At 69.9% G+C, this 26,437-nt stretch carries 13 protein-coding genes and 1 pseudogene; 8 read left to right on the forward strand and 6 right to left on the reverse strand.

Annotation, left to right across the window (positions count from 1 at the left end; translation table 11 throughout):
- The first annotated feature begins 212 nt into the window (after positions 1-212).
- On the forward strand, positions 213-1,091 hold the full coding sequence (locus tag OG927_RS31150) for a helix-turn-helix transcriptional regulator (protein ID WP_330321163.1): 879 nt from the start codon (positions 213-215) through the stop codon (positions 1,089-1,091).
- A 208-nt stretch (positions 1,092-1,299) separates the two neighbouring features.
- On the opposite strand, the gene OG927_RS31155 is transcribed toward OG927_RS31150, so the two are convergent.
- From OG927_RS31155 to OG927_RS31165, 3 genes are all read right to left on the reverse strand, one after another.
- Positions 1,300-2,487 (reverse strand): putative PEP-binding protein, encoded by a 1,188-nt coding sequence (locus tag OG927_RS31155; protein ID WP_245377949.1) that lies wholly within the window; start codon positions 2,485-2,487, stop codon positions 1,300-1,302.
- A 45-nt stretch (positions 2,488-2,532) separates the two neighbouring features.
- Complete coding sequence (locus OG927_RS31160) at positions 2,533-4,413, reverse strand: FAD/NAD(P)-binding protein (protein WP_330321370.1); 1,881 nt, start codon at positions 4,411-4,413, stop codon at positions 2,533-2,535.
- A 483-nt stretch (positions 4,414-4,896) separates the two neighbouring features.
- On the reverse strand, positions 4,897-5,436 hold the full coding sequence (locus OG927_RS31165) for a hypothetical protein (RefSeq protein WP_330321164.1): 540 nt from the start codon (positions 5,434-5,436) through the stop codon (positions 4,897-4,899).
- A 1,028-nt stretch (positions 5,437-6,464) separates the two neighbouring features.
- Between OG927_RS31165 and OG927_RS31175 the strand changes: the two genes are divergently transcribed.
- From OG927_RS31175 to OG927_RS31200, 6 genes are read left to right on the forward strand one after another with little or no spacing between them, the layout of a single operon-like run.
- A complete protein-coding gene (locus OG927_RS31175; RefSeq protein WP_330321165.1) occupies positions 6,465-7,406 on the forward strand; it encodes a sterol desaturase family protein in 942 nt (313 codons plus the stop codon).
- A 42-nt stretch (positions 7,407-7,448) separates the two neighbouring features.
- Entirely contained in the window at positions 7,449-16,916 is a 9,468-nt protein-coding gene (locus tag OG927_RS31180) for a non-ribosomal peptide synthetase/type I polyketide synthase (RefSeq protein WP_330321166.1), read from the forward strand.
- On the forward strand, positions 16,906-18,588 hold the full coding sequence (locus tag OG927_RS31185; RefSeq protein ID WP_056799781.1) for a phytoene desaturase family protein: 1,683 nt from the start codon (positions 16,906-16,908) through the stop codon (positions 18,586-18,588). The genes OG927_RS31180 and OG927_RS31185 overlap by 11 nt, the downstream gene beginning before the upstream one ends.
- Positions 18,585-20,306 (forward strand): phytoene desaturase family protein, encoded by a 1,722-nt coding sequence (locus OG927_RS31190; RefSeq protein ID WP_056799777.1) that lies wholly within the window; start codon positions 18,585-18,587, stop codon positions 20,304-20,306. Before OG927_RS31185 ends, OG927_RS31190 begins: the two co-directional genes overlap by 4 nt.
- Positions 20,303-21,358 (forward strand): MDR family NADP-dependent oxidoreductase, encoded by a 1,056-nt coding sequence (locus OG927_RS31195; RefSeq protein ID WP_056799774.1) that lies wholly within the window; start codon positions 20,303-20,305, stop codon positions 21,356-21,358. Before OG927_RS31190 ends, OG927_RS31195 begins: the two co-directional genes overlap by 4 nt.
- A gap of 33 nt (positions 21,359-21,391) precedes the next feature.
- A complete protein-coding gene (locus OG927_RS31200) occupies positions 21,392-22,585 on the forward strand; it encodes a cytochrome P450 (protein WP_403089329.1) in 1,194 nt (397 codons plus the stop codon).
- Here OG927_RS31200 and OG927_RS31205 read toward each other — a convergent pair.
- From OG927_RS31205 to OG927_RS31215, 3 genes and pseudogenes are all read right to left on the reverse strand, one after another.
- Positions 22,550-23,338: pseudogene (locus OG927_RS31205) on the reverse strand (transposase). The gene OG927_RS31200 and the pseudogene OG927_RS31205 overlap by 36 nt on opposite strands.
- A gap of 211 nt (positions 23,339-23,549) precedes the next feature.
- On the reverse strand, positions 23,550-24,128 hold the full coding sequence (locus tag OG927_RS31210) for a fasciclin domain-containing protein (RefSeq protein ID WP_124280294.1): 579 nt from the start codon (positions 24,126-24,128) through the stop codon (positions 23,550-23,552).
- A 398-nt stretch (positions 24,129-24,526) separates the two neighbouring features.
- Entirely contained in the window at positions 24,527-24,889 is a 363-nt protein-coding gene (locus OG927_RS31215) for a winged helix-turn-helix transcriptional regulator (RefSeq protein ID WP_056799768.1), read from the reverse strand.
- A gap of 55 nt (positions 24,890-24,944) precedes the next feature.
- On the opposite strand from OG927_RS31215, the gene OG927_RS31220 reads away from it, so the two are divergent.
- Positions 24,945-26,174 carry an MFS transporter gene (locus tag OG927_RS31220; protein ID WP_241191659.1) on the forward strand — a complete coding sequence of 410 codons (1,230 nt, stop codon included), beginning with the start codon at positions 24,945-24,947 and terminating at the stop codon, positions 26,172-26,174.
- Positions 26,175-26,437 lie beyond the last annotated feature (263 nt).

The following is a 26,437-nucleotide window of genomic DNA, read 5'->3' on the forward strand; positions in this document are numbered from 1 at the left end:
CACCGCGCGACCGGTGCAGAACGATCAGGCAACCCAAGGCGAAGCCGTCAACCTGCAAGGTAACTCGCTGTAATGAACGCGTCGGTGGGTCGGGGTGCGCTGCGGCCGCTCACCGGAACAATTCCGATCGGGATTCCGAAATTCCCGACAGGCAATTGGTAATTTCGTGCACATGTAAATGCATTCTCAGCATCCAAAGCCAGGGGATACGGATGGCCGCAGAGGTAGCGATCGAGCGCAGTATAAGAGCTATGTGGAATCACCACGCCGACCCGCTCTCCCTGGGACAACTGGCGGACACCGCCTTTTACAGCAAGTTCCACTATTCACGGATGTTCAACGAGGTGACCGGGACGTCGCCGGGCCGGTTCCTCGCCGCGGTCAGACTGTTCATGGCCAAGCGGCACCTGCTGGAGTCCGCGGCCAGCGTCTCGGACATCACCCACCGGGTGGGCTACAACAGCCTGGGCACGTTCACCAGCCGCTTCACCCGCAGCGTCGGCATCGCGCCGACCAGGTACCGGTTCCTGGCCCGCTGCGGCATGCCACCGCTCACCCTGCCGGCCGCCCAGGCCCGCCACGGGTTGTCCACTGTGGCCGGACGACTGCACTTCCCGGCAGACGTCGGCCCGGTCCGGGTCTATGTGGGCGCGTTCAGCACCCCGATCATGGAGGGACTGCCGCGCTCCTGTGACATTTTGGACGAGTGCCGCCCGTTCCGCCTGAACGTCCCCGACGGGCTGTGGTTCATCCGGGCGGCTGCCGTGATGCTGCACGACGGCGCGCCTGGCCCGCAGGTCCGCCTGCCGAGGCTGATCGGCTCGGGGTGGGCGGTCCGCGCCCGCGGAGGACGGATGTACAACGCCGATGTGCAATTGCGGGCGGCCACCCAGCTCGACCTGCCGATCCTGCTGGCTCTGCCGGAACTGGACGGCCCGTACCACCGGCCCCTGCACGCCGCCCCGTCCGGCGAGTCCGGGGTCGCCGACAGCGGGTTCGGTCGGGCTGCCTGCGAGGGCGACTGGCAGGCGGATCCGTGGGGTCGGGCCGGAGCGCACCGGCTGAGGGCCGTGCAGGAGGGCTCACCATAGGCGGAACCTGCGTCCGGCCCCTGGGAGACGGACACGAACGGATGCGAGCCGTCCGGGCGGCCCGGGGCCCGGACGAGCGGTCCGGCGAGGAAGCGACGGCCTCGCCGGACCAGTTGCCGCCGCACGGACCCCGCCGTCCGCGTAGTCGGCTCCCGGTGGGGTCCGGCCGCAGCGGCCACCGCCGTACCGGGCGCTCGCCCTGCCAGGGTTACGACCGGAGGATCACCTGCTGGAGTTCGGCTGTGCACATCATGTAGCCGTCCGGGGGCGGCAGCTGCTCCAGGTAGTGGCCGAGGTCCGCCCCCAGCGCGAACACCCTCACCGGGGTGCCCGTGGCGCGCGCCGACTGCACCACCCTCCTCATGCCGTCGATGACTGCCGGGTGCCGGGTCTGATAGGACCCGGCCACCAGGTGGTTGCCCCGGTCCGCCGCGAGGTAGAACTGCACCAGGTCCTTCGTGCCGACGAACAGCTCGCTGGCCCCCGAGGCACAGATCGCCGCGGTGGCGTGCACCGCCGCGGGAGTCTCGATGAACGCGGACACCGGCACGTCGGCCGGCAGCTCCAGGTGCCTGCTCAGCGTGGCGAACTCCTCCGCGTCGTTGACGAAGGGAACCGAGAGGTGCACCCGGCCCGCCTCGTCACCGAGCCGCTCGCGCAGGGATCCGAGGACCGCGTGCAGCGCGTCCCGGTACGCGTTCGACCCCAGCAGCCAGCGGGCGCCGTGCAGGCCCAGCTCGGGGTTCGGTTCGACCGCGACCTGGGCCAGCTCGGTCACCCGGGCAGCGTGGTCCGAGCGGAGGTCGAGCAACCGCAGGACGAGCCGCTGCTCGGGCAGGAGAGCCTCGACGAACCCGCACAGCCGGTCCGCGACGGCCTGCCCGTACGCTGTGATGTCGGCCGGGCTGCCGCCCATCGAGTCGAGTGGACGCAGGCCCGCCGCCAGGCAGAGGAACTCCTCCCGGATGAAGAAGGAGTCGACCCGCTTCGCGTCCGGACCGCACGCGTTGATCGTGGCGATGTCCTGCAGGTCCGCGATGACCGCGCAGGCCGAGCCCAGGTCGTCCAGTGACGGTTCCCCCGCTTCCGGGCTCGCGGCCCGGGAGACCGTGTCGGACTCGACGATGATCGACTGGCTCTCCAGATGCAGTGTCACCTCGCCGGTGACGCCCGCCAGATCGCTCTCGTCGACACGGAGCACGGGTATACCCCTGCCACGGCAGATGGACTGCATGTGCCCGGTCAGCCCGCCCGCGCCGCAGACGACCGCACGTGAGGCCACCATCGCGTCGTAGAGGCCCGCTTCGAGGGAACTGGCGACGAGGATGGATCCCTGAAGCGGGCTCCTTGTGCGGTTACAAGTGCCTCGCAACACCTTCTCTGTTCCGTCGCTCAACAGGAACCCTTGAATTCGTCGCCCGCTCAACTGGTCCTCCGCGTCCTAGGAGTTCGCTATCCCGAGTTGTCTGCGCAGTTGCTTCGGCGTAACTGAGATGTCGGTGAGCCGTTCAACGGCTGCCCGGTTGACGACAGCCCTCATCAGACGGTCGCGCCGGGACGTGTCCATCGAAAGGTTCGGCAGTTCTCCCGCGGCCCGAATGCAGGAATCCAAACGGGAATCCTTGATTTCCCGCTCACTTCGGGTACGTGTAGCCATCCTCCTCACTTCCAGAGTCACAGCTTCCTCGAATTCGACCCGCTCCACTTCCTTGATATTGCTGGAACGGGCATAGTATTCGGCCAAGCTCTCGGCCAAAGCGTCTCCACCCGGTTCCAGCGTCTCGATGACATGCGCGGCAACCGCGATCGAGTGGTTCTTGATGGCCGCGAGGTTGAAGGTGAACGCACCGGTCCGGCCGTTCCGGACGATCTCGTCGCCTTCTCTCAGCACACCAACCGCGAAGAGAGGGCCGACCGCCTCCCCGCCGGGGCCGAGCAGCGCCCCCCGTCCGTCGACCTCCAGACCGCGCCCGGTGCGCCCGTGAGGGACCGCCATGCCCCGGCGCAGGAGGTTCTTCCACAGCGGCTGTCCGACCCTGCCGTAGTCCGACTCCCTGCTGAAGTGGGAAATCACCAGGTCGGTCTCGATGGACCGCGTCCCGTTCCCGGCGTCGACGGAGACGGTCAGCCCCCCGGACTCCGTCGGCTTGATCCCGGCCACCTTGCCGACCACCAGTTGCACCGTCCCGTCCGCCGGGTGCATAGCGCGCTCGATCACCTCCATCGTGTACTCCACCGCACCCACCCGGAAGGCGGCGATCGCGGTACCGAACTCGTCGAGCAGCCACCGCAGTTCCGCGGAGGGAATCAGCTCGATGGCCTTCGGTAGATGCGGCTCCCACGCCTTGGCCACCCGCTCCGCGACCACGGTCGGATGGATGCCGGGGTGCTCGCGGACGATGGTCGAGCACGCGGCCTCCCACGCGCTTCGGACCCGGGCCAGGAACTCCTGACGATCGAGGTACGGCTCCAGCAGTGTCTTCGGACAGGGCAGCCGCACCACCTCGTGTTCATGGTCGGCGGGGTACGTACGGAACACCGTCCCGGTCCTGGAGACCAAATGGATCTTCCCCGTGTGGCCCTGGCGCAGCAGCAGGCCCGCCGAGTCGTACGCGCTCAGCACGGATCCGACGATCGCGACGGTCGCCCCGGGCGGGAGCGTCATCAGTTTCCGGACGCCGGCTTCGGAGTACGGGTTGCGCACGAAGGACTCGTGATCGAGCACTTCCGCGGCGTACGGCGGCTCCCTGAGCTCCAGGCCGGTCGCGAGGACGACGCGGTCCGCGAAGAGCACCGTCGCCTCCCGGCTCTGCCCGCCTCGGGAACCCTTGTCCCCACTGTTCAGGGAGAAGTGCCGTACCGTCACATCGACGCCGCTCGAACGGACTTCCATGTCGACGGCCTCGCCGTCCGCCTCGACGAGCACGACGCCGGGACAGGCTTCCCGCCTGGCCTCGGCCAGCCGGTCGATCAGATAGTTCTGGAAGATCCGCCGGGGCGCCGGTCCCCCCTCGGTGAACGTCGTCCCGGCCCAGGGGGCAGGCCAGTCCTCGCGGTCCGCCTCGGAGTTGGCCCAGCGGATGAAGTCGTGGACGTCCTCACGGAAGGCCGACATCCGACCCGCCTGGATGTTGAACGCATGACCCCAGGGGTTGCCGTCGCGGTGGTAGGCGACACCTGCGCACCGGTAGTCGGAACGCCGCTCGAGCAGAACGATTTCCAGGGGGCTGCGCGCGAAACGGAGCAACCGCATAGCGGTGGCGGCGCCGGCCAGGCCCGATCCGACAATGAGCACTCTTGGGCATAAACTTGTGCGAAGTATGGTAGAACCTCCCTGAAGAGGATGGGACTGCGGCTCTGCCGACTCACACCAGCCTCGGGCTTTCACGAAGCGGGCTGTCGGGCAGAAGAGAAGAAAGTGCCTTGGCCAGCAAGAACGAGACGTGTCGAGGTCCTGGTTCCTGACATGGCGCGAGGTGCTTCCCGGGTGAAGTACTATATCGGGCCACCCGCCTTTCGTATGGGGACGTTTGCCGGTCCAGCGCCGGGTTCGAGGGTGCTGGACCGGTTCGTGTCAACTCCGCGTTGGCTCAAGCGCAGCGGGGATGCCCCCCCCGGCCCCCCGCCCCCGTCCCGACCCGCAGCTCAGCGTCGAGACCCGTGAAGTACGCGGGGCGCCGGGGGAGCTGCCGCCCCGTCAGCGCACCGTTCTCGATCTGCACGTGGACGAGCTCTCGTCGCAGGGGATCGCGACAAGCCGGGTATCTCGGTCAGGACGGTGCGGGTCGAACGAGGCGCGTCCTCGCTATGCGCCTTCAGCTACGGGGGCCGGGGGCGCAGGCGGTCGTTCGATGGTGAACGCGCGCGTGACCGGATTGACCCGGGCCGGCAGCACCGTCCCCTGCGTGGCGCTGCCGAACCGGTACCTCAGGACTTCGGTGTCGCACTCGAAGGGTTCGAAACCGGATCCGCTGATGCGCATCAGGAGCCGGACCTGGTAGTAGTCGTCGTTGGTCGGCGGGGCGGAGGCGACCGCCAGAACGAGGGCGCTCGCGTCGACGCCGAGGGCGGCGAGCTGGAGCGTGGCCTGCCGTTCCGCGCGGGCGAAGAGGATGGTGGACAACCCGACGCAGGCAGTGAACGCCGCGGCCAGGGCGAGGCCGACGCCGACCCACACCCACTCACTGCCGGTCTCGTCGAGGTCGGCGACGGTGCGTACGGTGACATGGGCACAGGCCCCTCCCGCGCCCAGGAACAGGGCCGCGCCCACGGTGCACGCGATTGCTGTGATCACCGGACCCTTGGGGTCCAGCAGGACGGGTTCATGGGCGCGGGCGGTGGCCATGGTCGCACCCTAACCAAGGAGACGTGGCGTGGGCAGGGCCCCCGGGCCGCCCCCGCGACGCGGCCTCAGGCCGGTTCGAGCAGCAGCCGCTCACCGCGGAGTCGGAGGTCCCCACGGCAGAAGGAACGGGCGGCACCCGGCCGGCGACCTGGCGAAGACGACGGACACTGAGGGCAAGTACACGCTCTTCGGCTACGACTCCTCGAACCGCCCGGCGGAGATCACCACCCCAAGGGCCGGGTGACGGTCTCCACCTACGGCAACCAGAAGCGCGTCACCTCGATGCTCCGGGCCACCGCGCTGAACAGTCGGCGATGGACCGCATCATCGACGACCTCGGACCGATGTTCGCGCTGCAGCTCGGCAAACGGCCGCCAAGGCACTGCCCCGCTCCGGCGAGCGGCGTCTTGCAGTGCGTTGAGTCCGCCCAGTTCCTGCCCGAGCACGGGGGCGAGCGCGGGGCCGGACCCTTCTGCGGCTGCCCGCTGCACGGCATCGATCAGACAGTGGGTCTTTCCCTGCCTCTCCGCACAACAGCCAGGTTCCCGTCTCGGCTGCCCGTGAGGCATCCCGGCCCCCCGGGGGGTGCGCCTTTCGCGCGGGCGCATCGCTCTCCCCTCAGACGCGCGCCCAGGCGTGGGGAACGTGAACGGAGCATCGAAATGCGCCGTGCTTCGGGCATCGCGATGATCCTGCAAAGTAATTGCTCGCACAAATGAACGCGCCTCGGCTGTGCGACTGCTCTCGCATTACCTTCCATGGCCAATAAGGCCGTAAGATTTCTGTGAGTCGGACATGATTAAAGTCGTGAGGCCGGGAAATGTATCATCTGGGCTGAAGAGGTCGGGGGCTTCAGTTCACGCCACGGCCGAATTCTGTCGGGCCCGGGTGTCTGAAATCCGTCAACGCAGGGCCGGGACTGTCCCCGGGTTCGCCGATGTGCTCAAGGCTGCTCTGACCTGCTCTGACCTGCTCTGATGCGATGCATTGATCCTTCTCCCGGTTGCCGTCTCCTGTGGGGGTCACGGATGGACGAGTGTGGGCGCGCCGTTGATGGTGAAATCTATTCATCCGACTATTCGGTTGCCCGAAAGAGACTGGTCGGTAAAGTCGCGGCCCGGTTTCTCGGTATGGCCGCCTATCCTGCTCTCCTCCTCGCGGTCATTCTCGTCGGGGTGTTCGCAGTGCGGCAGAAGTGGGATCCGGCATGGGTCAGCCCGCTTTTCCTGCTCGGGGTCATCGCCTATCTCGTCCTTCTGGAACGGCTGATTCCTTACGACCGGAAGTGGCACCCCGAAAAGAGAGAATGGTGCTTCTACGGCATCTACTTCCTGCTCACCATGGCCGGAAGCGGACTGGCCCAACTGCTTGTCGCGCTGGCCGTCGGCCTCATCTCGCCGGCGGAGCCGACCTACCACCTGGGGATCGAGATCCCGGGCGCGCTCCTCACCGGATCGCTCGCCAGCTATCTGGTGCACCGGCTTGGCCACCGCAGCCCCTTGCTCTGGCGGCTGCACGGGATCCACCACGTGCCGGAGAAGGTCAACGTCGCCAACAACGGAGTCAACCACGTGCTGGACATCGTCCTGGCGCAAGGCCTTGTCCAGCTGGCCCTGGCCCTCGTCGGATTCTCCCGGCCGGCCGTGCTGGTGGTCGGACTCTTCGTCGCCGCCCAGGGCTACTTCGTCCACGCGAACATCGACGTCCGCATCGGACCGCTCAACCACCTGCTGGCCAGCCCCGAGCAGCACCGACTGCACCACAGCACCGATCTGGCCGAAGCCGGCCACTACGGTTCCGACCTGTCGTGCTGGGACCACCTCCTCGGCACCTTCACCTGGCGCCCCGGCCGCGAACCCGCCGCCGTCGGCCTCCACGACCCCGCCGCCTTCCCCGGCACCGGCGAGATCTTCGCCGCCTTCCTGCACCCCTGGCGGCGCCGACCCGCGCCGGGCCCCCGACCGGAGTGACCGCCGCACCCTGCCGCTCCACCACGACTTGAGGAGTTCGACATGTCCGATGCGAACAACCGGGCGTTACGGGCCAAGGTGGCGATCGTCGGGATGGGCTGCCGTCTCCCCGGCGGCGCCTCGGACCATCGCACGTTCTGGCGGAACCTGGTGGTGGGCAAGGACTGCATCACGCCCACCCCACCCGACCGGTACAACGTGGGGACACTCGGCAGCCGGTACCGCGACAAACCAGGACGCCTCGTCGGGAGCCGCGGCGGATACATCGACGGCTTCGATGAGTTCGACCCCGCGTTCTTCGGTATCAGCCCCCGCGAGGCCGACCACATGGACCCGCAGCAGCGCAAACTGCTCGAAGTGGCCTGGGAAGCCCTGGAGGACGGCGGCCAGCGGCCCGCGGATCTCGCAGGCGGCAACGTCGGCGTATACGTCGGGGCGTTCACCCTGGACTACAAGATCCTGCAGTTCGCCGACCTGGGCTTCACCTCGCTGGCCGCCCACACCGCAACCGGCACCATGATGACGATGGTGTCGAACCGCATCTCGTACTGCTTCGACTTCCGTGGCCCCAGTCTGTCCGTCGACACCGCGTGCAGTTCCTCCCTGGTCGCCGTCCACCTCGCGTGCCAGGCGCTGAACAACGGGGAGAGCGACCTCGCCCTGGCCGGCGGCACCCTGCTGCACATGGCCCCGCAGTACACCATCGCCGAGACGAAGGGCGGGTTCCTGTCGCCCGAGGGCCGCTCCCGTACGTTCGACGCCGCTGCCGACGGTTACGTCCGCGCCGAAGGCGTCGGCCTGGTCGCGCTGAAGCGGCTGGACGACGCGGTACGGGACGGGGACCGGATCCACGCGGTGATCCTCGGCAGCGGCGTCAACCAGGACGGCCACACCAACGGCATCACCGTCCCCAACCCCGACGCCCAGGTCGACCTGATCCGCCGGGTCTGCGCCGAAGCGGGCATCACCCCCGGAGACCTCCAGTACATGGAGGCGCACGGCACCTCGACCCCGGTCGGCGACCCGATCGAGGCCAACGCCCTGGCCCGCGCGCTGGCCATCGGACGGGCCCCGGGCGCCCGCGCCTATGTCGGCTCGGTCAAGACGAACATCGGCCACGCCGAATCCGCCGCCGGGATCGCCGGCTTGATCAAGACCGTCCTGAGTCTCAAGCACCGGACCATCCCGCCCCACATCAACCTGGAGAACCTCAACCCCGCCATCGACCCGGCGACCCTGCCCTACGAGATCCCCACCCGGCTCACCGACTGGCCCGACCACGAGGGACCCGCCCGGGCAGGTGTGAACTCCTTCGGATTCGGCGGCACCAATGCCCATGTCGTCCTGGAGGAGGCCCCTCCGACCCCGAAGGAGACCCACCCCGCGCCGCCCGCCCAGCGATCCTGGAGCCTCCTGCCGCTCAGCGCCCGCAACCCGGACGCCCTCAAGGAGATGGCGGCCGGGATCCGGGGCGAACTCGCGGGCGACAACGGCCCGGCCGTACCCCTCGACGACCTCGGCCACACCCTGGCCCACCGCCGCCAGCACCTCCCCGAGCGGCTGTCCGTCGTCTACTCCACGCGCGCGTCCCTCGACGATGCGCTGGCCGCCCACGAGCGCGGCGAGCCGCACCCCCGGGTCGTCCACGCCCGCGCCCGGGAGACCGCCGATCGGAAACTGGCCTGGGTCTTCACCGGGATGGGCCCCCAGTGGTGGGGCATGGGCCGCCAACTGCTGGAAAGGGAAACGGTCTTCCGCGACGCCGTCGCCGCCTGCGACCGGGCGATGAGGGAGTTCGCCGACTGGTCCCTCATCGAGGAGATGACCGCCGACGAGTCCGTCTCCCGGATGAGCGAGACCTGGCTCGCCCAGCCCGCGAACTTCGCCGTACAGGTCGCCCTCGCCGCCCTGTGGCGGCACCACGGGGTGTACCCGGACGCCGTGGTCGGCCACAGCACCGGCGAGATCGCCGCCTTCCACACCGCGGGCATCTACTCCCTGCGGGACGCGGCCAGGATCGTCGTACACCGCAGCCGCCTCCAGCAGACCCTGGCCGGCACCGGCACGATGCTCGCCGTGAGCCTGTCCGAGGACGAGGCCGAGCGCCGCGTGAGGCCCTACAACGACCGGGTCTCGGTCGCCGCCGTCAACAGCCCCACCGCGATCACCCTGGCCGGGGACGAGGAGGCCCTGAACCTGCTGGCCGAGGAGCTGCGGGCCGAGCAGCAGTTCGCGAGGTTCCTCTCCGTGGAAGTGCCGTATCACAGCATCGGCATGGAACACATCAAGGGCGAACTGCTGGACGCGCTGGCCCCGTTGTCTCCGCGCCCGGCCCAGATCCCGCTGTACCTCACGGGCGTGGAGGGAACTGCCCAGGGCGGGGAACTGGATGCCGGCTACTGGTGGAAGAACGTTCGCGACCGGGTGCGTTTCCGCTCGGCGGTCGACCGAATGGTCTACGACGGCCACCACGTGTTCCTGGAGGTCGGCCCGCACCCGGTCCTCGGCCACGCGATCCGCGAATGCCTCGACACCACCGGCGTATCCGGCCTCACCCTGCCCTCGATCCGTCGCCGGGAAGACGAGAGCGAGCGCTTCGCGGCCTCCCTCGGCTCGCTCCACACCCTGGGTGTCCCCGTCGACTGGAAGCTGCTCCAGCCCGCCGGCCGGCCGGTCACCCTGCCCCGCCATCCCTTCCGGCGCGACCGCCACTGGACCGAACCCCGCCCGGTCGCCCAGGTCCGCCTCGGCCACCGCGACCACGCCCTCCTCGGCCGCCGCACCGACGCCACGGAACCCACCTGGCAGACACGCCTGGACATCGAGGACCTGCCCTACCTCGCCGACCACCGTATCCAGGACACCGTCGTCTTCCCCGCCGCCGGCTACGTGGAGATGGCCGCCCAAGCCGTCCTCGGGCTCACCGGCGGAACCACGGCCGTCCTCGCCGACATCGAGCTGCGCAGGGCGCTCTTCCTGCCCGACGGTAAGGACCGGACCGTCGAGGTGTCGCTCTCCCTGGAGAACGCCACCTTCACCATCGTCTCCCCGACCGGGGACGACGAGGAGCGGGCCGTGCACGCCAGTGGGATCGTCCGCACCGGGCAACGCCGCCGCACCACCCCGCCGCTCGACGCTCCCACGATCCGGGCCCGCAGCCTGCGCCACCTCGACGGCCCCGACTGCTACACCGCGCTGGCCGCTCTCGGCTACCACTACGGCCCCTCCTTCCAGGCCGTCGAGGAGGTCTGGATCGGTGCCGGGGAGGTCCTGGCCCGGATCCGGCCGCCCCGCGCGATCGGCGACGACGCCGCGGGCCACCAACTCCACCCCGTCCTCCTCGACGCCTGCTTCCAGACTCTGCTGACCCCCCTCATCCTTGACGGTTCCGCCCGGGACGCCGGGATCAGGCTGCCGCTCTCGCTGGACGAGGTCGCTCTCGAACCCATCGGCGACCAGCCGTTCTGGGCCCACGCCACCCTGCTCCCCGGCGACGCGGACACCACGCTCGGCAACATCGCCCTGTACGCCGACAACGGCACACCGCTGGGCCGCGTGGAGGGATTCCGCGCCGCCGACGTGGAGAAGGCCGCCACCGCCGTCGCCCGCACCACGATCGACTCCTGGCTCGCCGAACCCGTCTGGACCGACTGCCCGCCGCTACCCGTCCGCGACACCGTCACCGGCCAGGGGGCCGCTGCACCCGACACCGTTCGGGACGAGCCGCCCGGGACGGACGGCGTACAGCGCCCCGCACCGCCGGACGGCCCGGCGAAAGCCGCGCGGGACCACGGCTGGCTGGTCCTCGCCGACACCAGGGGCGTCGCGGACGCCTTCGCCGCCCTGGCCGCAGCCCGTGGCGAACGCTGCCGTCTGGTGCGCCGAGGCCTGGCCTACGCCGCCTCTGCCGACGGCTCCACGTACACCCTCGATCCCGCGTCCGACCTCGACCTGCGCCGCCTCTTCGCCGACCTCGACCGCGACGGCGGACCGTTCCTGGGGACCGTTCTGCACCTGTGGAACCTCGACGCCCCCGCCCTCGCCGAGTGCGACCGGGCCGCCCTGCGCGACCACACAGGCGCGGGTGCCTACTCCCTGGTCGTCCTCGCCCGGCTGCTGTCGGCCCGGGACGGTGAAGGCCGCCTGCACATCGTCACCCGGGGCGCCCAGCCCGCCCTGCCGGGCGAGGGACCCGAGCCCTTCGGGGCACCCGCCTGGGGCATCGGCCGCGTCCTGCGGCACCAGGAGCTCATCGGACATGCCGGCAAGATCGTCGACCTCGACCCCCGGCGGCAGCCGGGCCCCGAAGGCAACCGGGCCGACGCCGAAGCGCTCCTCGCCGAGGCCCTGAGCGACGACGAGGAGGAGATCGCCCTACGCGACGGAGGCCGCCGCACCAGCCGCCTGCGCCCCGCAGAGGCCCTGACCCGGCCCTTGCCGCTGCGCCTGCGGACCGACGGCAGCTACCTGGTCACCGGTGCGTTCGGCGCGCTCGGCCGACTGCTGTGCCGCACCCTCGTACGGCGCGGGGCCCGCAGGCTCGTCCTGGTCGGGCGCACCCCCGTCCCGCCCCGGGAGAAGTGGGCCGGCACCGACCCCGCCACCGCCACGGGACGGGCCGTGCGCCTCCTCCGCGAGTTGGAGGCGCTCGGCGCCCAGCCCGTCCTCGCAACCCTCGACATCACCGAGGAGGACGCGCTGGCCGACTGGCTCGACGTCGACCGGCACAGCGGGGCGCCGCCGATCCGCGGAGTGTTCCACCTGGCTGGACAGGTCCGCGACAGGCTCGTCGCCGACCTCGACCGGAACGCCTTCGACGCCGTCCACGACCCCAAGACCGTCGGCGCCCACCTCCTGCACCGTCACCTGCGGGGCGAACCCCTCGAACACTTCGTGCTTTTCGCCTCGATCGCCTCCCTGCTGACCACAGCCGGCCAGACCAACTACGCCGCCGGGAACGCCTTCCTGGACTCCCTCGCCCACCACCGCCGCGCCCAGGGACTGCCCGCGCTGAGCCTCGACTGGGGCCCGTGGGCCACCGGGATGATCCAGGAACTCGGGCTGGTCGACCACTATCTGCACAGCCGGGGCATGAGCTCGCTGTCACCGGACGCCGGCATGGCCGTCCTGGAACGCGTCATCGGCCAGGAACACGCCCAGCTCGTCGTCGCCACCGTCGTCGACTGGCCCGTCTTCCTCGCCTGGTACCCGTCCCCGCCACCGCTGGTCGCCGATCTCGCGGCAGCAGCCGCTCCGCCCCGCGACGCTGCCTCCGGCAACGGATTCCTCGACACCTTCCGCGCCGCAGACCCGCAGACCCGCCGCACCCTGGTCGCCGAGCGGTTCACCGAGCTCTCCGCCACCGTGTTGCGCACCGGCACCGACCGCATCGACCCCACCACCGGCCTCGGCGAACTCGGCCTCGACTCGCTCCTCGCCATGGAGCTGCGGGCCCGCATCCATGCCGAACTCGGAGTCGCCCTGCCCGTGGTCGCCCTGCTCAGCGGCACTCCGGCCGGGGAACTCGCCGCCCAGCTCCACGATGGCCTGAGCGCCCTGACCTCGGCCGAAGGTCCCGACAGCTCGGCTGGCGCCGTTGAACTCCACAGGGACGAGCGGAGCTATCCGCTGACGCACAATCAGAAGGCGCTCTGGTTCCTCAAGCACCTCAACCCCGACGGCTACGCCTACAACATCGGCGGGGCCGTCGAGGTGAACGTCGCCCTCGAACCGGACCTGATGTTCGAGGCCGTCCGCCGCCTCATCACCCGCCACCCGGCGCTGCGCACCAACTTCTTCCTGGAGGACGGGCAGGCCGTGCAGCGGGTCTGCGAGGACGGCCCGAGCGACCTCGCCCTCTTCGACGTCCAGGGCGAGGACTGGGAAAGCATCCACGCGACGATCGTCCAGGAGTACCGCAAGCCCTACGACCTCGCCCAGGACCCCCTGGTCCGCTTCCGCCTCTTCAAGCGGGGCCCGGACCGCTGGATCATCATGAAGGCCGTCCACCACATCATCTCCGACGCCATCTCCACCTTCACCTTCATCGAAGAACTCCTCACGGTGTACGAGGCGCTGCGCCGCAACCAGGAACCCCGGCTGCCACCGATCGAGGCCCGCTACCTGGACTTCCTCAACCAGCAGAACGCGTTCCTTGCCGGACCCGAGGCAGCGGGCATGCTCGACTACTGGCGCTCCCACCTGCCGGCCGTGGTCCCACTCCTGGACCTCCCCGTCGACAAGCCCCGCCCGGCGGTCCAGACCCACAACGGGGCCTCCGAGTTCTTCGTCCTCGACGCCACGCTCAGCGCCCGTGTCCACGGCCTGGCCCGCGCCCACGGCGTCACTCCGTTCATGGTGCTGCTCAGCGCCTACTACCTCCTGCTGCACCGCTACTCCGGGCAGGAGCACATCGTCGTCGGCAGCCCGGTGACCGGCCGCACCCGACAGGACCTCGCCTCCGTCTACGGCTACTTCGTCAATCCGCTACCGCTCCACGCCGATCTGTCCGGGGACCCGACCGTCGCCGAACTGCTGCAGCAGGTCCGCCGGACCGTGCTCGGCGGCCTGGACAACCAGGAGTACCCCTTCGTCCTCCTTGTCGAGGAGCTGGGCCTTCAGCACGACCCCAGCCGCTCCGCCGTCTTCCAGGCAATGTTCATCCTGCTGACCCACAAGGTGGCCACCGAGCAGTACGGCTACCGCCTGGACTACATCGAGCTGCCGGAGGAGGAAGGGCAGTTCGACCTGACGCTGTCCGCCTACGAAGACGAGGCGGAAGGCCGCTTCCACTGCGTGTTCAAGTACAACACCGACCTCTTCCTCCCGGAGACCATGCGCCGCATGGCCGCCCACTACACCCGGCTCCTGGACCGGATGACCCGCGCCCCGGGCGAACAGCGCACCTCCCGGTTGGAGATGCTCGGAGACCGGGAGCGGGAGCGGCTCCTCGAGGAGTGGAGCCGCCCGGCTCTGCCGCCCGCCGGGCCCGATGAACAAGAGCCCTTCACCTCGGTCCAGGCGCTGATCGGCCGTGTCGCCGCCGTGCAACCCGCCGCCGTCGCCGTGACCACGCCCTCCCCGCGCGGCGAGGCGCACCGGCTGACCTACGCGGAGCTGGACCAGCGTGCCGACGACGCTGCCGCCCGGCTGCGTACGCTCGGAGTCGGCGAGGGCTCGGTGGTCGTGCTGTCCCTGGAGAAGTCGGCCGAGCTGGTCATCGCCCTGCTGGCCGTGCTCAAGGCCGGCGCCGCCTACCTCCCGCTGCGGCCCGACCACCCGGCCGACCGGCTCGCCCACCTCGTGTCGACCACCGGCGCGGAACTCGTCGTCGTGGCGGACGACGCCGTGCCGGAGCGGACCGGGGCCCTGACCGTCCCGACGCTGACCCTTGCCGCGCTCGCCCGCACCGCCCCGCACCCGGACGGTCCGGCGTCCGAGGCCGGCCCTGAATCGTCCGCGTACGTCATCACCACCTCCGGCTCCACCGGCCGCCCGAAGGCCGTCCGCGTCAGCCATCGCAATCTCGCCTCCGCGTACGCGGCCTGGCTGCAGGAATACCGGCTGGAGACCGACGTTCGGGTGCACCTCCAGATGGCCGAACCGTCCTTCGACGTGTTCACCGGCGACCTGGTACGCGCCCTGTGCTCGGGCGGCGCCCTCGTCCTGGCCGACCGCGACCTCCTCTTCGACACCACCCGCCTCTACCGCACGATGCGTCAGGAACGTGTCGACTGCGTCGAGTTCGTCCCCGCCGTCGTCCGCGGACTGATGGACCACTGCGTGCGCGAGGGGCTGCGGCTGGACTTCCTGCGGCTGCTGGTGGTCGGCTCGGACGTGTGGAGCGTGGGGGAGTACCGCCGACTGGCCGAGCTGTGCGGCCCCGGCACCCGCCTCGTCAACTCCTACGGCCTCACCGAGGCCACCATCGACAGCGCCTACTTCGAAGGGCCCGTCGACGACCTGGAGCCCGGCGCCATGGTCCCCATCGGCCGGCCCCTCCCCAACAGCACCCTCCACGTGCTCGACACCCACGGAGAACCAGTCCCGCCCGGAGTGCCCGGCGAACTCTGGATCGGCGGCCGGGGCGTCGCCCTCGGCTACGCCGGAGACCCCGAGCAGACCGACGAGCGTTTCGTCACCCGTATCCTCGGCCGCGACGCCGACGCCCGCCCGGAACGCCTCTACCGCACCGGCGACATCGCCCGCTGGGACGCCCGCGGCCGAGCCCACCTGCTCGGCCGGACCGACGGCCAGGTCAAACTGCGCGGTCACCGTATCGAGATCGGCGAGATCGAGGCCCACCTCGCCCAGTGGCCCCCGCTCGCCCGGGCCGTCGTCACCGTACGCACCGACGCCGGGGGAGACACGGCGCTCTGCGCCTACTGCGTGACCGCACCCGGTGCCGCCCTGGACGTCCGGTCCCTGCGCCGTCACCTGACCCGCTCGCTGCCCTCGTACATGATCCCGTCCTACTTCGTCGAACTGCCCGCCCTGCCTCTGACGGCCAACGGCAAGGTCGACACGGCCGCTCTGCCCACGCCCCGCGCCGAGGCGGGGGACCGGCCCCACGAGGAACCGGCGACCCTGTACGAGATCAGCGTCGCCCGGCACTGGAAGGCCCTCCTGGGGTGCGATCAGGTCGGTCTGGAGGACGACTTCTTCGAGCTCGGCGGCAGCTCGACCAAGCTCATCGAACTCCTCCACCACCTGCGCACCGAGTTCGGCGTCGGCGTCCCCGTCAGCAGGCTCTACCAGGTCACCACCCTGCACGGCATGGCCGCCACCGTCGAGGACGTGCTGCACGGCACCAGCGCCGAGGAACTGCCCTTCCTCACCTTCAACGCCGGACAGCACCCCGCCCTCTTCTGCTTCCCGCCGGCCGGCGGCCACGGGCTCGTCTACCGGGGCCTGGCCGCCCACCTCCCGGACCACACCGTCATCGGCTTCAACTACCTCCCCGGCGACGACAAGACCGCCCGGTACGCCGACCTCATCGAAACCGCCCAACCCGAGGGCCCCTGCCTGCTCCTGGGCTACTCCCTCGGCGGCAACCTGGCCTTCGAGACCGCCAGGGAGCTGGAGCGCCGGGGCCGCCGCGTCGATCACGTCGTCATCCTCGACTCCCGCCGTATCCTCTTCGCCTACGAACCGGACGCCTCCGGCATCGCCGCATTCGAGAGCGAACTCGCCGAGCACCTGCGTAAACACACCGGGTCCGAGGCCGTCACCCAGGAGACCCTCGCCCACGCCGCCGAATACCTGGCGTTCTGCGGGCGCACGCCCAACACCGGCACGGTCACCGCGACCGTCAGCGTGATCACCGACGAGGACAAGGCCGCCCTCTACGCCGCCGGAGAGCTGGGCACCTGGCACGGCAGCTCCACCGCTGCCACCACCGTCCTCCGCGGCTCCGGCACCCACGCCGACATGCTCGACGCCAAGCACCTGCCCCGCAACGCCGAGCTGGTGCGCTCCGTCCTGACGGGAGACGCGGCCCATGGTGGATGAGGACGCAAGCGACTGGACCAGAAGGCAACGCACCCCGGGAACTCCGCCCCGCGTCATCGTGGTGGGAGCCGGTGTGGCCGGCCTCTCCACCGGCTGCTACGCCCAGATGAGCGGAGCCAGGACCCGCATCTTCGAGAAGCACGTGCTGCCCGGCGGCTGCTGCACCGCCTGGTCGCGGGAGGGCTACCTCTTCGACTACTGCATCGAGTGGCTCATCGGCACCGCCCCGGGCAACGACGCCCACCAGGTGTGGAGCGAACTCGGCGCGCTGGACGGCAAGTCGGTGACCAACTTCGAGCTGTTCAACAAGGTCGAGGACGAACACGGCCGGTCGGTCACCTTCTACAACGACCCCGACCGCCTGGAGGCCCACCTCCTGGAGCTCTCGCCCGCCGACACCCCTCACATCCGGGCCTTCACCCGGGACCTGCGGCGCTTCGTCGACATCGAGCTGTACCCGTTCCTGACCGCGCCCGCCCTGCGGACCGTACGGGAGAGGGCCCAGACCCTGCGCACGGTGCTCCCCGCCTTCCGGCTGTTCTGGCGGACCGCCGCCACCCCCATGCACGTCTTCGCCGACCGGTTCCAGGACCCGCTGCTCCGCAAGGCGTTCCGTAACATCTTCTTCCAGGACCCGGAGGGCTTCCCGCTGCTGCCTTACCTCTTCAACATGGCGGCCGCCCACCACGGCAACGCGGGCTTCCCGCAGGGCGGTTCGCTCGGCCTCGCCCGCTCCGTCGAGGAGCGCTACCGCAACCTCGGCGGCACGGTCACCTACCGGGCCCGTACGGAGCGGATCCTGATCGAGAACGACCGGGCGATCGGCATCGAACTCCGCAACGGAAGAAAGTACTTCGCCGAACACGTGGTCTCCGCCTGCGACGGCCACACCACCGTCTACGGTCTCCTCGGCGGCCGGTACACCAGCCCCCGCATCGACAAGCTGTACACCGACCTCCTGTACCGCCCCGGCACCCTCTTCCCCGCCGTCGTCTCCGCCTTCGTCGGCCTGCGCGGCGACCTGGAGCCCGACGAGGCGCACAGCACCACGCACCTCCTCGGCCCGGACGACGCGAACCACCTGCCCGGCGCGCTCCAGGACAGCCTCGTCGTCCAGGCACGCTCCCGCTACTCCGGCGGCTTCGCCCCGCCGGGCCACTCCGTCCTGCACTGCACCTACTTCAGCGACTACGCCCACTGGAAGGAGCTGCGCACCCGGAACCGCAAGGAGTACCGCCGGCGCAAACGCGACGTCGCCGACTTCGTCAGGGACTTCCTGGAGCGCCGCACCCCCGGCATCGCCGACCGCATCGACGTCATGGAAGTCGCCACCCCCGCCACGACCCACCGCTACACCGGCAACCTGGGCGGCTCCATCCTCGCCTGGAAGGCGTTCTCGGAGGCCGACGACGTCGCGGCGCGGCTGGTCGGCAAAGACCGCATGAGGCTACCGGGCCTCAGCGGCTTCTCCATGGCCGGCCAGTGGATCGGCATGGGCGGCCTGATCCGCGCGGCCTCCACCGGCCGCTTCGCCGTCCAGTACCTCTGCCGCGAACTCGGTCTGGAATTCCGGGCCTGGGAAAGCAAGGGCACCGAGCCGTGGCACCCCGGGAAGCTGGGCCACCTGCCCCAGCTGGACCGGTGGTCGGCCCGGGAGAGTGAGGACTCATGAGCCGCAGCACGAGGCGATCCCGGCCGAGGGGCGCCCGGCCCCGGGAGTCGATGATCATCATCGGGGCCGGTCTCGGCGGCCTTTCCACCGGCTGCTACGCCCAGATGAACGGCTACCGCACCCGCGTTCTGGAGATGCACGAGATGCCCGGCGGCTGCTGCACCGCCTGGGAGCGCGGCGGCTTCACCCTGGACCCCTGCGTCAGCTGGCTCCTCGGCAGCGGCCCCGGCAACGAGATGCACCAGATCTGGCTGGAACTCGGAGCCCTCCAGGGCAAGGAGATCCGTCACTTCGACGTCTTCAACATCGTGCGCGGCACCGACGGGCGGGCCGTCCACTTCTACTCGGACCCCGACCGGCTCGAAGCCCACCTCATCGCCCTCTCGCCCGCCGATGCCCGGCTGGTGCGCAAGTTCTGCGGGCAACTGCGCAGCTTCCGCAAGGCGCTCGCGGTCTACCCGTTCCTCAAACCCGTCGGGCTGATGGGGCGCAGGGAGCGCTGGCGGATGCTCGCCTCGTTCCTGCCCTACTTCAACGCCGTCCGCACCACCATCACCGTCCTCATGAGCGACTTCTCGGCGAGGTTCGAGGACCCGCTGCTGCGGGAGGCGTTCAACTTCATCCTGTACGAGAAGCACCCGGCCTTCCCCGTCCTGCCGTTCCACTTCCAGCTCGCCTCGCACGCCAACCTCTCCGCAGGCGTCCCCGAGGGCGGTTCCCTCGGTCTCGCCGAGTCGATCGAGGCCCGCTACCGGCGGCTCGGCGGCGAAGTCTCGTACAACACGAAGGTCGAGTCGGTGATCGTCGAGGACGACCGGGCGGTCGGCGTCCGGCTCAGCGACGGCGGCGAACTGCGCGCAGACATCGTCGTGTCGGCCTGCGACGGCTACACCACGGCCATGAAGTTCCTGAAGGGCGAGTACCTCGGTGAGGACTACCGCAGGCTCTACACCGAGACCATCCACGAACCCGGCATGGTCTTCCCCGGCTACTTCACCCTCTTCCTCGGCCTCTCCCGCCCCTTCCCGGAGGGCGCACCCTGCACGACGCACCTCCTCGACGAGGCCATGGCGGCCGAACTGACCGGCATCCGCCACCCGAGCATCAACGTCCAGTTCCGCAGCCGCCACTACCCCGAGCTGTCCCCGGACGGCACCACCGTCGTCTACGCGACCTACTTCTGCGACATCGCTCCTTGGCGCGCCCTGGACGAGGGCCCCGAACAGGTCACCCGCACCCGCGGCGGCCAGGAACTGCACACCCTGCCCGTACGGCACGGGCGCGGCTACTACGCGGCGAAACGCCGCGCCCGCACGGCGCTCGTCGGCTTCCTGGACCAGCGCTACCCCGGCCTGCGGGATGCCATCGTCGTCCGCGACGTCTCCAGCCCTCTCACCCAGGTCCGCTACACCGGCAACTACAACGGCACCGTCCTGGGCTGGCAGCCCTTCGTCGAGAGCGGCGAGGCCCTCGAGGAGCTGATCAAGAAGCACGGCCCGGGGCTCCCCGGACTGCGCGACTTCTACCAGTCCGGGGTCTGGGCCACCACCGGCGGCCTCATCCGGGCCGCCGCAGCCGGCCGCCACGTCATGCAGTTCGTCTGCCGCGACGACGGCAGACCCTTCACCGCGACCCTCGACCTCACCGCACCCCCACCGACCCATCGCGTCATCCCCGTGCCCGTTCGCCCCGCCGCCCCGACGGAGAGGAAGCCATGAAGATCGCCAAATGGGTGGTCCGCGAACACGTCGAAGGCGTCCCCGACGTGGACCGCGTCTACGAGAAGGTCGTCGAGAACGTCGACGTCGCCCTCGCCCGCGACGAGATGCTCCTGCGTACCCGGTACGTCTCCGTCGACCCCTACCTCCACGGCATCGCCCTCGACACCCCCATCGGCGGACACATGGGCGCCGACTCCATCATGGAGGTGGTCGAGGCGGGACCGGACGCCGCACACCGCGTCGGTGACCTCGTCCAGGGCTTCGGCGGCTGGCGCACCCACGTGATCTCCACCGGCGCAGCCGAACTCTGGCAGACAGGCACGTTCCCCATGGTCTTCCCGGACTTCCGCAGGCTCGACCCAGGCTGGTACGACGACGCCCTGCCGCTGCCGACCGCCCTCAGCGTGATGGGCGGCCCCGGCATGACCGCCTGGGGGACCCTCACCAAGTACATGACGATCAGCCCCGGCGACACCCTCGTCATCAGCGGGGCCTCCGGAGCCGTCGGCGCCCTCGTCGGCCAGCTCGCCCTGCTCGAAGGGGCCCGGGTGGTCGGCACCACCTCCTCCCCGAAGAAGGCCGAGCGCCTCACCGCGCTCGGCTTCGACGCGGTGATCGTCTACCGTCACGGGGATGGGGCGGACACCGTGCGCGACGCCCTGGCACAGTCCGCCCCCGACGGCATCGACCGGTACTTCGACAACCTCGGCGGCACGGTCACCGACGCGGTGTTCCCCCTGCTCAACGTCGGGGCCCAGGTGGCGGTCTGCTGGCAATGGGCGACCCAGGTGGGTAACGAGCACACCGGCCCCCGGCTCCTGCCGTACCTGATGTTCCCGCGCGCCACCGTCCGCGGCATCTTCTCCCTGGAATGGTTCACCGAAGAGAACTGGCGGGACCTGCACACAGAGCTGGGCGGCCGGGTCCGGCGCGGTGAGGTCGTCTGCGACCACACTCTGCACCACGGCTTCGACAACATCCCCGCCGCCTACGCCAGCCTCTACGCCGGACATGCGCCCAACCGGGGCAAGGTCCTCATCGAGCTATGACCGCCCGTGCCCCGACGGCCCGTTCCAGGAGGTATGTTGACCGCCACCGAGCCTGACCATCCCGCGCAGGTGCCCATGCACCGCTTGCACTTCGACGAACCCGGACCGCCCCGCCCTGCCGAACTGCCCGGCGGCGCCCCCGCCTGGTTGGTCAGCCGCTACGCAGACGTCCGCCAGGTGCTGACCGACCCCCGCTTCGGCCGGGCCCTCCTGTACGCCCCCGACGCACCGGCTCTCTCCGACGTGCCCGACCTCGTGAACAGTCCCGACCTGATGTTCAATCAGGACGGTCCCGACCATCTGCGACTGCGCCGCACACTGCGCCGCGCGTTCACCCCGCGGGCCGTCGCCCGCTGGCGGCCGTGGATCGCGGCGATCGTGGAGGAGCTCCTCGACCGTCTGGAGGCCTCGCCGCAACCGGCGGACGTGGTCGCGGGGTTCGCCCTCCCCCTACCGGTGGCGGTGATCAGCCGGCTGATGGGGCTGGACGAGCCGGCCTGGGACCGGATGCGGCACTGGAGCGAGCACGCCTTCTCGGACGGGACTCATGACAGCGAGCAGGTGGCGTCCGCACTGCAGGAGTTCGGCGCCTTCGGCGCAGACCTCCTCGCCGAGCGGCGGCGGGCTCCCGGCGACGACCTGATCAGCGAGCTGGTCGCGGCCGCCGACCAGGAGGGGGGCGTCCCCGAGGCCCAATTGGTCGGCCTCGTGTGCGGGCTGGTCGTCGGCGGCCACGACAGCACCATGACCATGCTCGCCAACGCGCTGTTCTACCTCCTGGGCGAACGTCCCGAGACGTGGCCCCTCCTCGGCGCCGACGAGGAGGCCGCCGGACGCGTCGCGGACCGGATCATCCACCTTGTCCCGTTGGGCGACGACCGAGGCAGCGCCCGGCACACTGCCGCGGACGTCGAGGTCGGCGGGGTGACGATCCCGGCCGGCGCGATCGTGCTCGCCGACTGCGGCATGGCCAACCGCGACCCGAAGGTCTTCCCGCTCGCCACCCTCCATGACCTGTTCGCCCCACTGGAGGCCCCCACACTCTCCTTCGGCGCGGGCCCCCACTACTGCCTCGGCGCGTGGCTCGCCCGTCTGGAGCTCCAGCTCGCCCTGCACCGGCTGGCCGCCCGCTTCCCCGGCCTGCGCCTGGCCGAACCCATGGGGACGGTCTCCTGGCGGGCCGGCACGACCTCACGCAGCCCTCAGCGGCTCACCGTCAGTTGGTAGTCGCCGCAGTGCGCGGTTCAGCCTCGACGCACGGGGTGCGCACCAGGCTGATCCGACTTCCGCGTCGGTGCCGACCACCGCAGCCGGACCGGCTTCGGTGTGGCCCCGCTGGGCAGGTGGTCGAGTACAGGCGGATGACGGTCCCTCGACGATCGGGAGAGTGCCGTCGGCTGCGGCCCAGGACGCCCGGTTGGTGAGCTCGGGGTGAAGCCGGCCCCAGAAGCGGGCGAGGGCGGTGCCGTAGAGGCGGGTTCCGGTGACGGTGTCGGTGTCCCGGGTGCCCCAGGTGCCGGGTTCTGCCCGAAGACGAACCCGCCGCCGTGCCCGGGCGGCCGACCCATGAATGTGCGGCTGCGGCGGCGGGGCCGGCCTGCGCAGGACGCGGTCCGAGGGCATCCTGGCGAGCACCTGCACCGGCAGGTCCTTCAGCAGGAAGGCGAGGCGGGGTGCGTCGTATCGGGCGTCCGCGATGACGAGGACATCCGGGTTCCCGGCCTGTCACTCACCTGCGGAGATCAGCCGTTCGACCAGGTCGCGCAATGGTCGGGCGGTGACGGTCTCAGTGTCGTCCCCAGGTTCCAGACGCCGGCTGTCCAGGGGTGCGGTCCACCAACTGCGGCCCGGCTCCAGAGCGCAGACGATCGAGTACGGCCACTCGGGAACAGCAATGTGCTGGTCCGTGCCCCGGCCGTAGGTGTGACACAGGATCCGCTCCGGTGAGGTGTGGAGCCGGCAGCCTCGGCAACAACTCAGTGGCCACTACTCATCACGAAGATGGACGCCACCGGGCGGGAAATCCTGCGGGCCCGTACGTAGGGCCGACCCCGCCCCCGGCGTGAGTCGGGGCCGATCGGCATTCCGGCGAGGGTCTGTGATGGTCAGGCACTGATGCGACCGAAACCGCAGACCGGTTCGTGCCGACGGGCCCCGTCCTTGCAGCGTTGCTCGTGGGAGACCCAGTTCCCTACTGGGGCATCAGGACTGTGTCGACGAGCTCGACCGTTGCGTTGGCGGTCGGGATGCCCCCACAGACGATGTTCGCGGAGTTGTTCACCTTGAAGGTGTCGCCCGATCCGGACGTGGTGAGGTTGCTGCCCTGCAAGGTCTTGAAGTCTCCGTTGCCGAGCTGGCTCTGGGTGATCTTCTGGTCCACTACGTGGTACGTGAGGACCTTGGTCAGCTGGTCCTTGTCGGCCAGCAGAGCGTCGAGATCCGCCTTCGGAATCTTCTCGAACGCAGCATTGGTCGGAGCGAACACAGTGATGTCCTTTGACTTGTTCAGAGTGTCGCCCAGATCGGCCGCGTTGATCGCGGCGGTGAGCGTCGACAGCTCCGCGTTGTTGGAGGCTGCGGTGGCCACCGGGTCGTCGGCCATGCCGGCGGCGCTTCCCTGGCCTTCCGCCGGCAGGGAAGAACATCCCGGCCCGAACGGTTGCGAGCCGCTGTCGGCGGAAGCCGCCGGTGCAGCGATTCCCAGTGATACGGGAAGGACTACTGCCGCTGACACGCCAACGACGGAGCGGCGGACTCGAGTGATGTTCATGGGACGACTCCTCCGGGCTCTGGACCGGGACATGTGCATGGTCTCGTTGGCGAAGGCCAACCGGACCGGTGGCGCAGGCACCGCGACCGCAGACCGCGTCGCTCCGCGGGCCCGTCATCCAGCGTCACACACATGCCTCGAATCCGCTCAGGGAAACTGTGCTGACGGACGACAGCAGATGCTCAGGCCCTGCCCTTCCGGATGCCGCCGCAGGTCGCCGCCGAAGGCGGTGAGCGGATCCGAGCCGCCGTGTCCGGGCGCTCCCTGATCGCCCGGAATGGCATCAAGCGGGCAGCTCACGACCAGGCTACGAAGAACCGCTTGAGCTCGCGATGACCGAGCGGCCAGACCGACGTGATCCATGAGGTACGGCCAACCGCACCCACCGGCGTGCGGGGTTACCGTTGCGCATCGGCTTGTGCGCGGGCGCGTTCAATGTCGGGGACGTGGCTCTCGGCCCATTCCCGGACGGCACGCAGGGGGGCCAGCAGTGACCGCCCGAGGTCGGTGAGGGCGTACTCGACATGCGGGGGATGTGCGGGAATCTCCTTGCGAGAGATCAGACCGTCGTACTCCATCGCGCGCAGCGTCTCGGTGAGCGCCTTCGGTGTGATCCCCCGGATGTGCGCCTTGAGCTCGGTGAATCGCTTCGGCCCGTTGTCCAGCGCGTTGACGATGAACACCGTCCAGCGCGCCCCGATCCGGTGCAGAACGGTGCGACTGGGGCAGGTCGCGGCCATGACGTTGTAGGCGTTACCCATGCACGACTCCCGGTAGCGTTGTAGATACCAGTATAGAATCTATACCGTCCGGGCTGTGACTACTCCCGATTGCACGGTCCGCCCCTCGACAGCTCGGCACGGCCGTCTCGTCGCAGCGATCGTCATCGACTCGATCGGCACCGGTGTCTTCGTTCCCGTTTCGATGCTGTACTTTCTGGCCACGACGCCGCTGACGCTGGTGCAGGTGGGCGCGGCCCTGACGACGGCCGGGCTGCTGGCGCTCCCGGCAGGCCCTCTGGTCGGAGGACTGGTTGACCGGTACGGCGCCAAGCCCGTACTGCAGGCGGCGAACGTGGCCCAAGCGCTCGGCTTCGCCGGGTATCTCCTCGTGGATCAGACATGGCAGATCGCCATCTGCGCCTGGTTGAACAGTGCCGGGCGGGCGGTGTCCTTCAGCTGTTACGGCGTGACCGTCACGGCGCTGGCCGCGCCCGGCCAACGCGAGCGCTGGTTCGGCCTCCTGGGGTCGGTACGCAACCTGGGCTACGCACTCGGCGGCCTCCTCTCTGCTGTCGCCATCAGTTTCGGTGCTCACGGCGTCCATACCGCGATCGTGGTCGTCAACGCCTTGTCCTACGTCACCGCCTACGTGCTGATCCGGGCCGTGCCGAATATCCGTCCCGAGGCCGGCCAGGACGCTGCTGGAGGCTGGGGGCGCGTGCTCAGGGATCGGAGGTACCTGTCACTGGTCGCGCATCAACTGTGCTTCGCGATCTCCTTGTTCGTGCTCAACATCGCGATACCGGTCTACGCCGTGGATGTGCTGGGACTGCCTGGTTGGACTGCCGGCGCGGTCTTCTCACTCAACGCCCTGATGGTCGGCTTCGGCCAAGGCGTCGTCGTCAGGTGGCTCAGAGGGCGGATCCGCAGCCGCGTCCTCGTCGCCGGACACGCCTGCTTTGCGGCCGGCTACCTCCTGTTCCTCGCCGCCGACCGCTCGGCTGCGCTCGCCCTCGCGGTCGGCGTCGTGCTGCTCGGCGCGGTCAGCTACACCTTCGGTGAAATCCTCGGCGGCCCCATCACGTCGACTGTCGCCGCGGAGAGCGCCCCAGACGCTCTCCGCGGCCGGTACTTGGCCCTCAACCAACTCGCCGTGACTGTCGCTGGAGCGGTCTCACCGGCCGCGCTCTCCGCATTGCTGTCCATGGGGGCCTCCGCGATGTGGCTGACCCTGGTCGGCATCAGCGTCCTCGGAGCCACGCTCGCCACTGCGATCGGCAAAGTGGTGCCAGCGGCTCAGAGCCGCATCGGAGTAGTGCCGTGACCGCACAGGTTCGCAGAGTTGGCGGTCATGGCGGTTGGATGACGCTTTGAGGTGACGGCAGGCGCGAGGGCGCCGGCATCGCGGGCGCGAAGCAGGATTACGCCCGTACAGCCTGAACGGGATTCCCTTGGTACTCCAGCTGTAGATCGTGACCGGCATTCGCGTGAAGCACGGTCCCGTGCAGGTGCTCCCTGCACCCGCGGGGATGGCCGGCAGGACCCGAGGGCTTCGGTCGGTGCGCAGTCGGCGACCATCCGAGGAAC

Source organism: Streptomyces clavifer (assembly GCF_036345975.1).
GTDB classification, from domain to species: Bacteria; Actinomycetota; Actinomycetes; order Streptomycetales; family Streptomycetaceae; genus Streptomyces; species Streptomyces clavifer.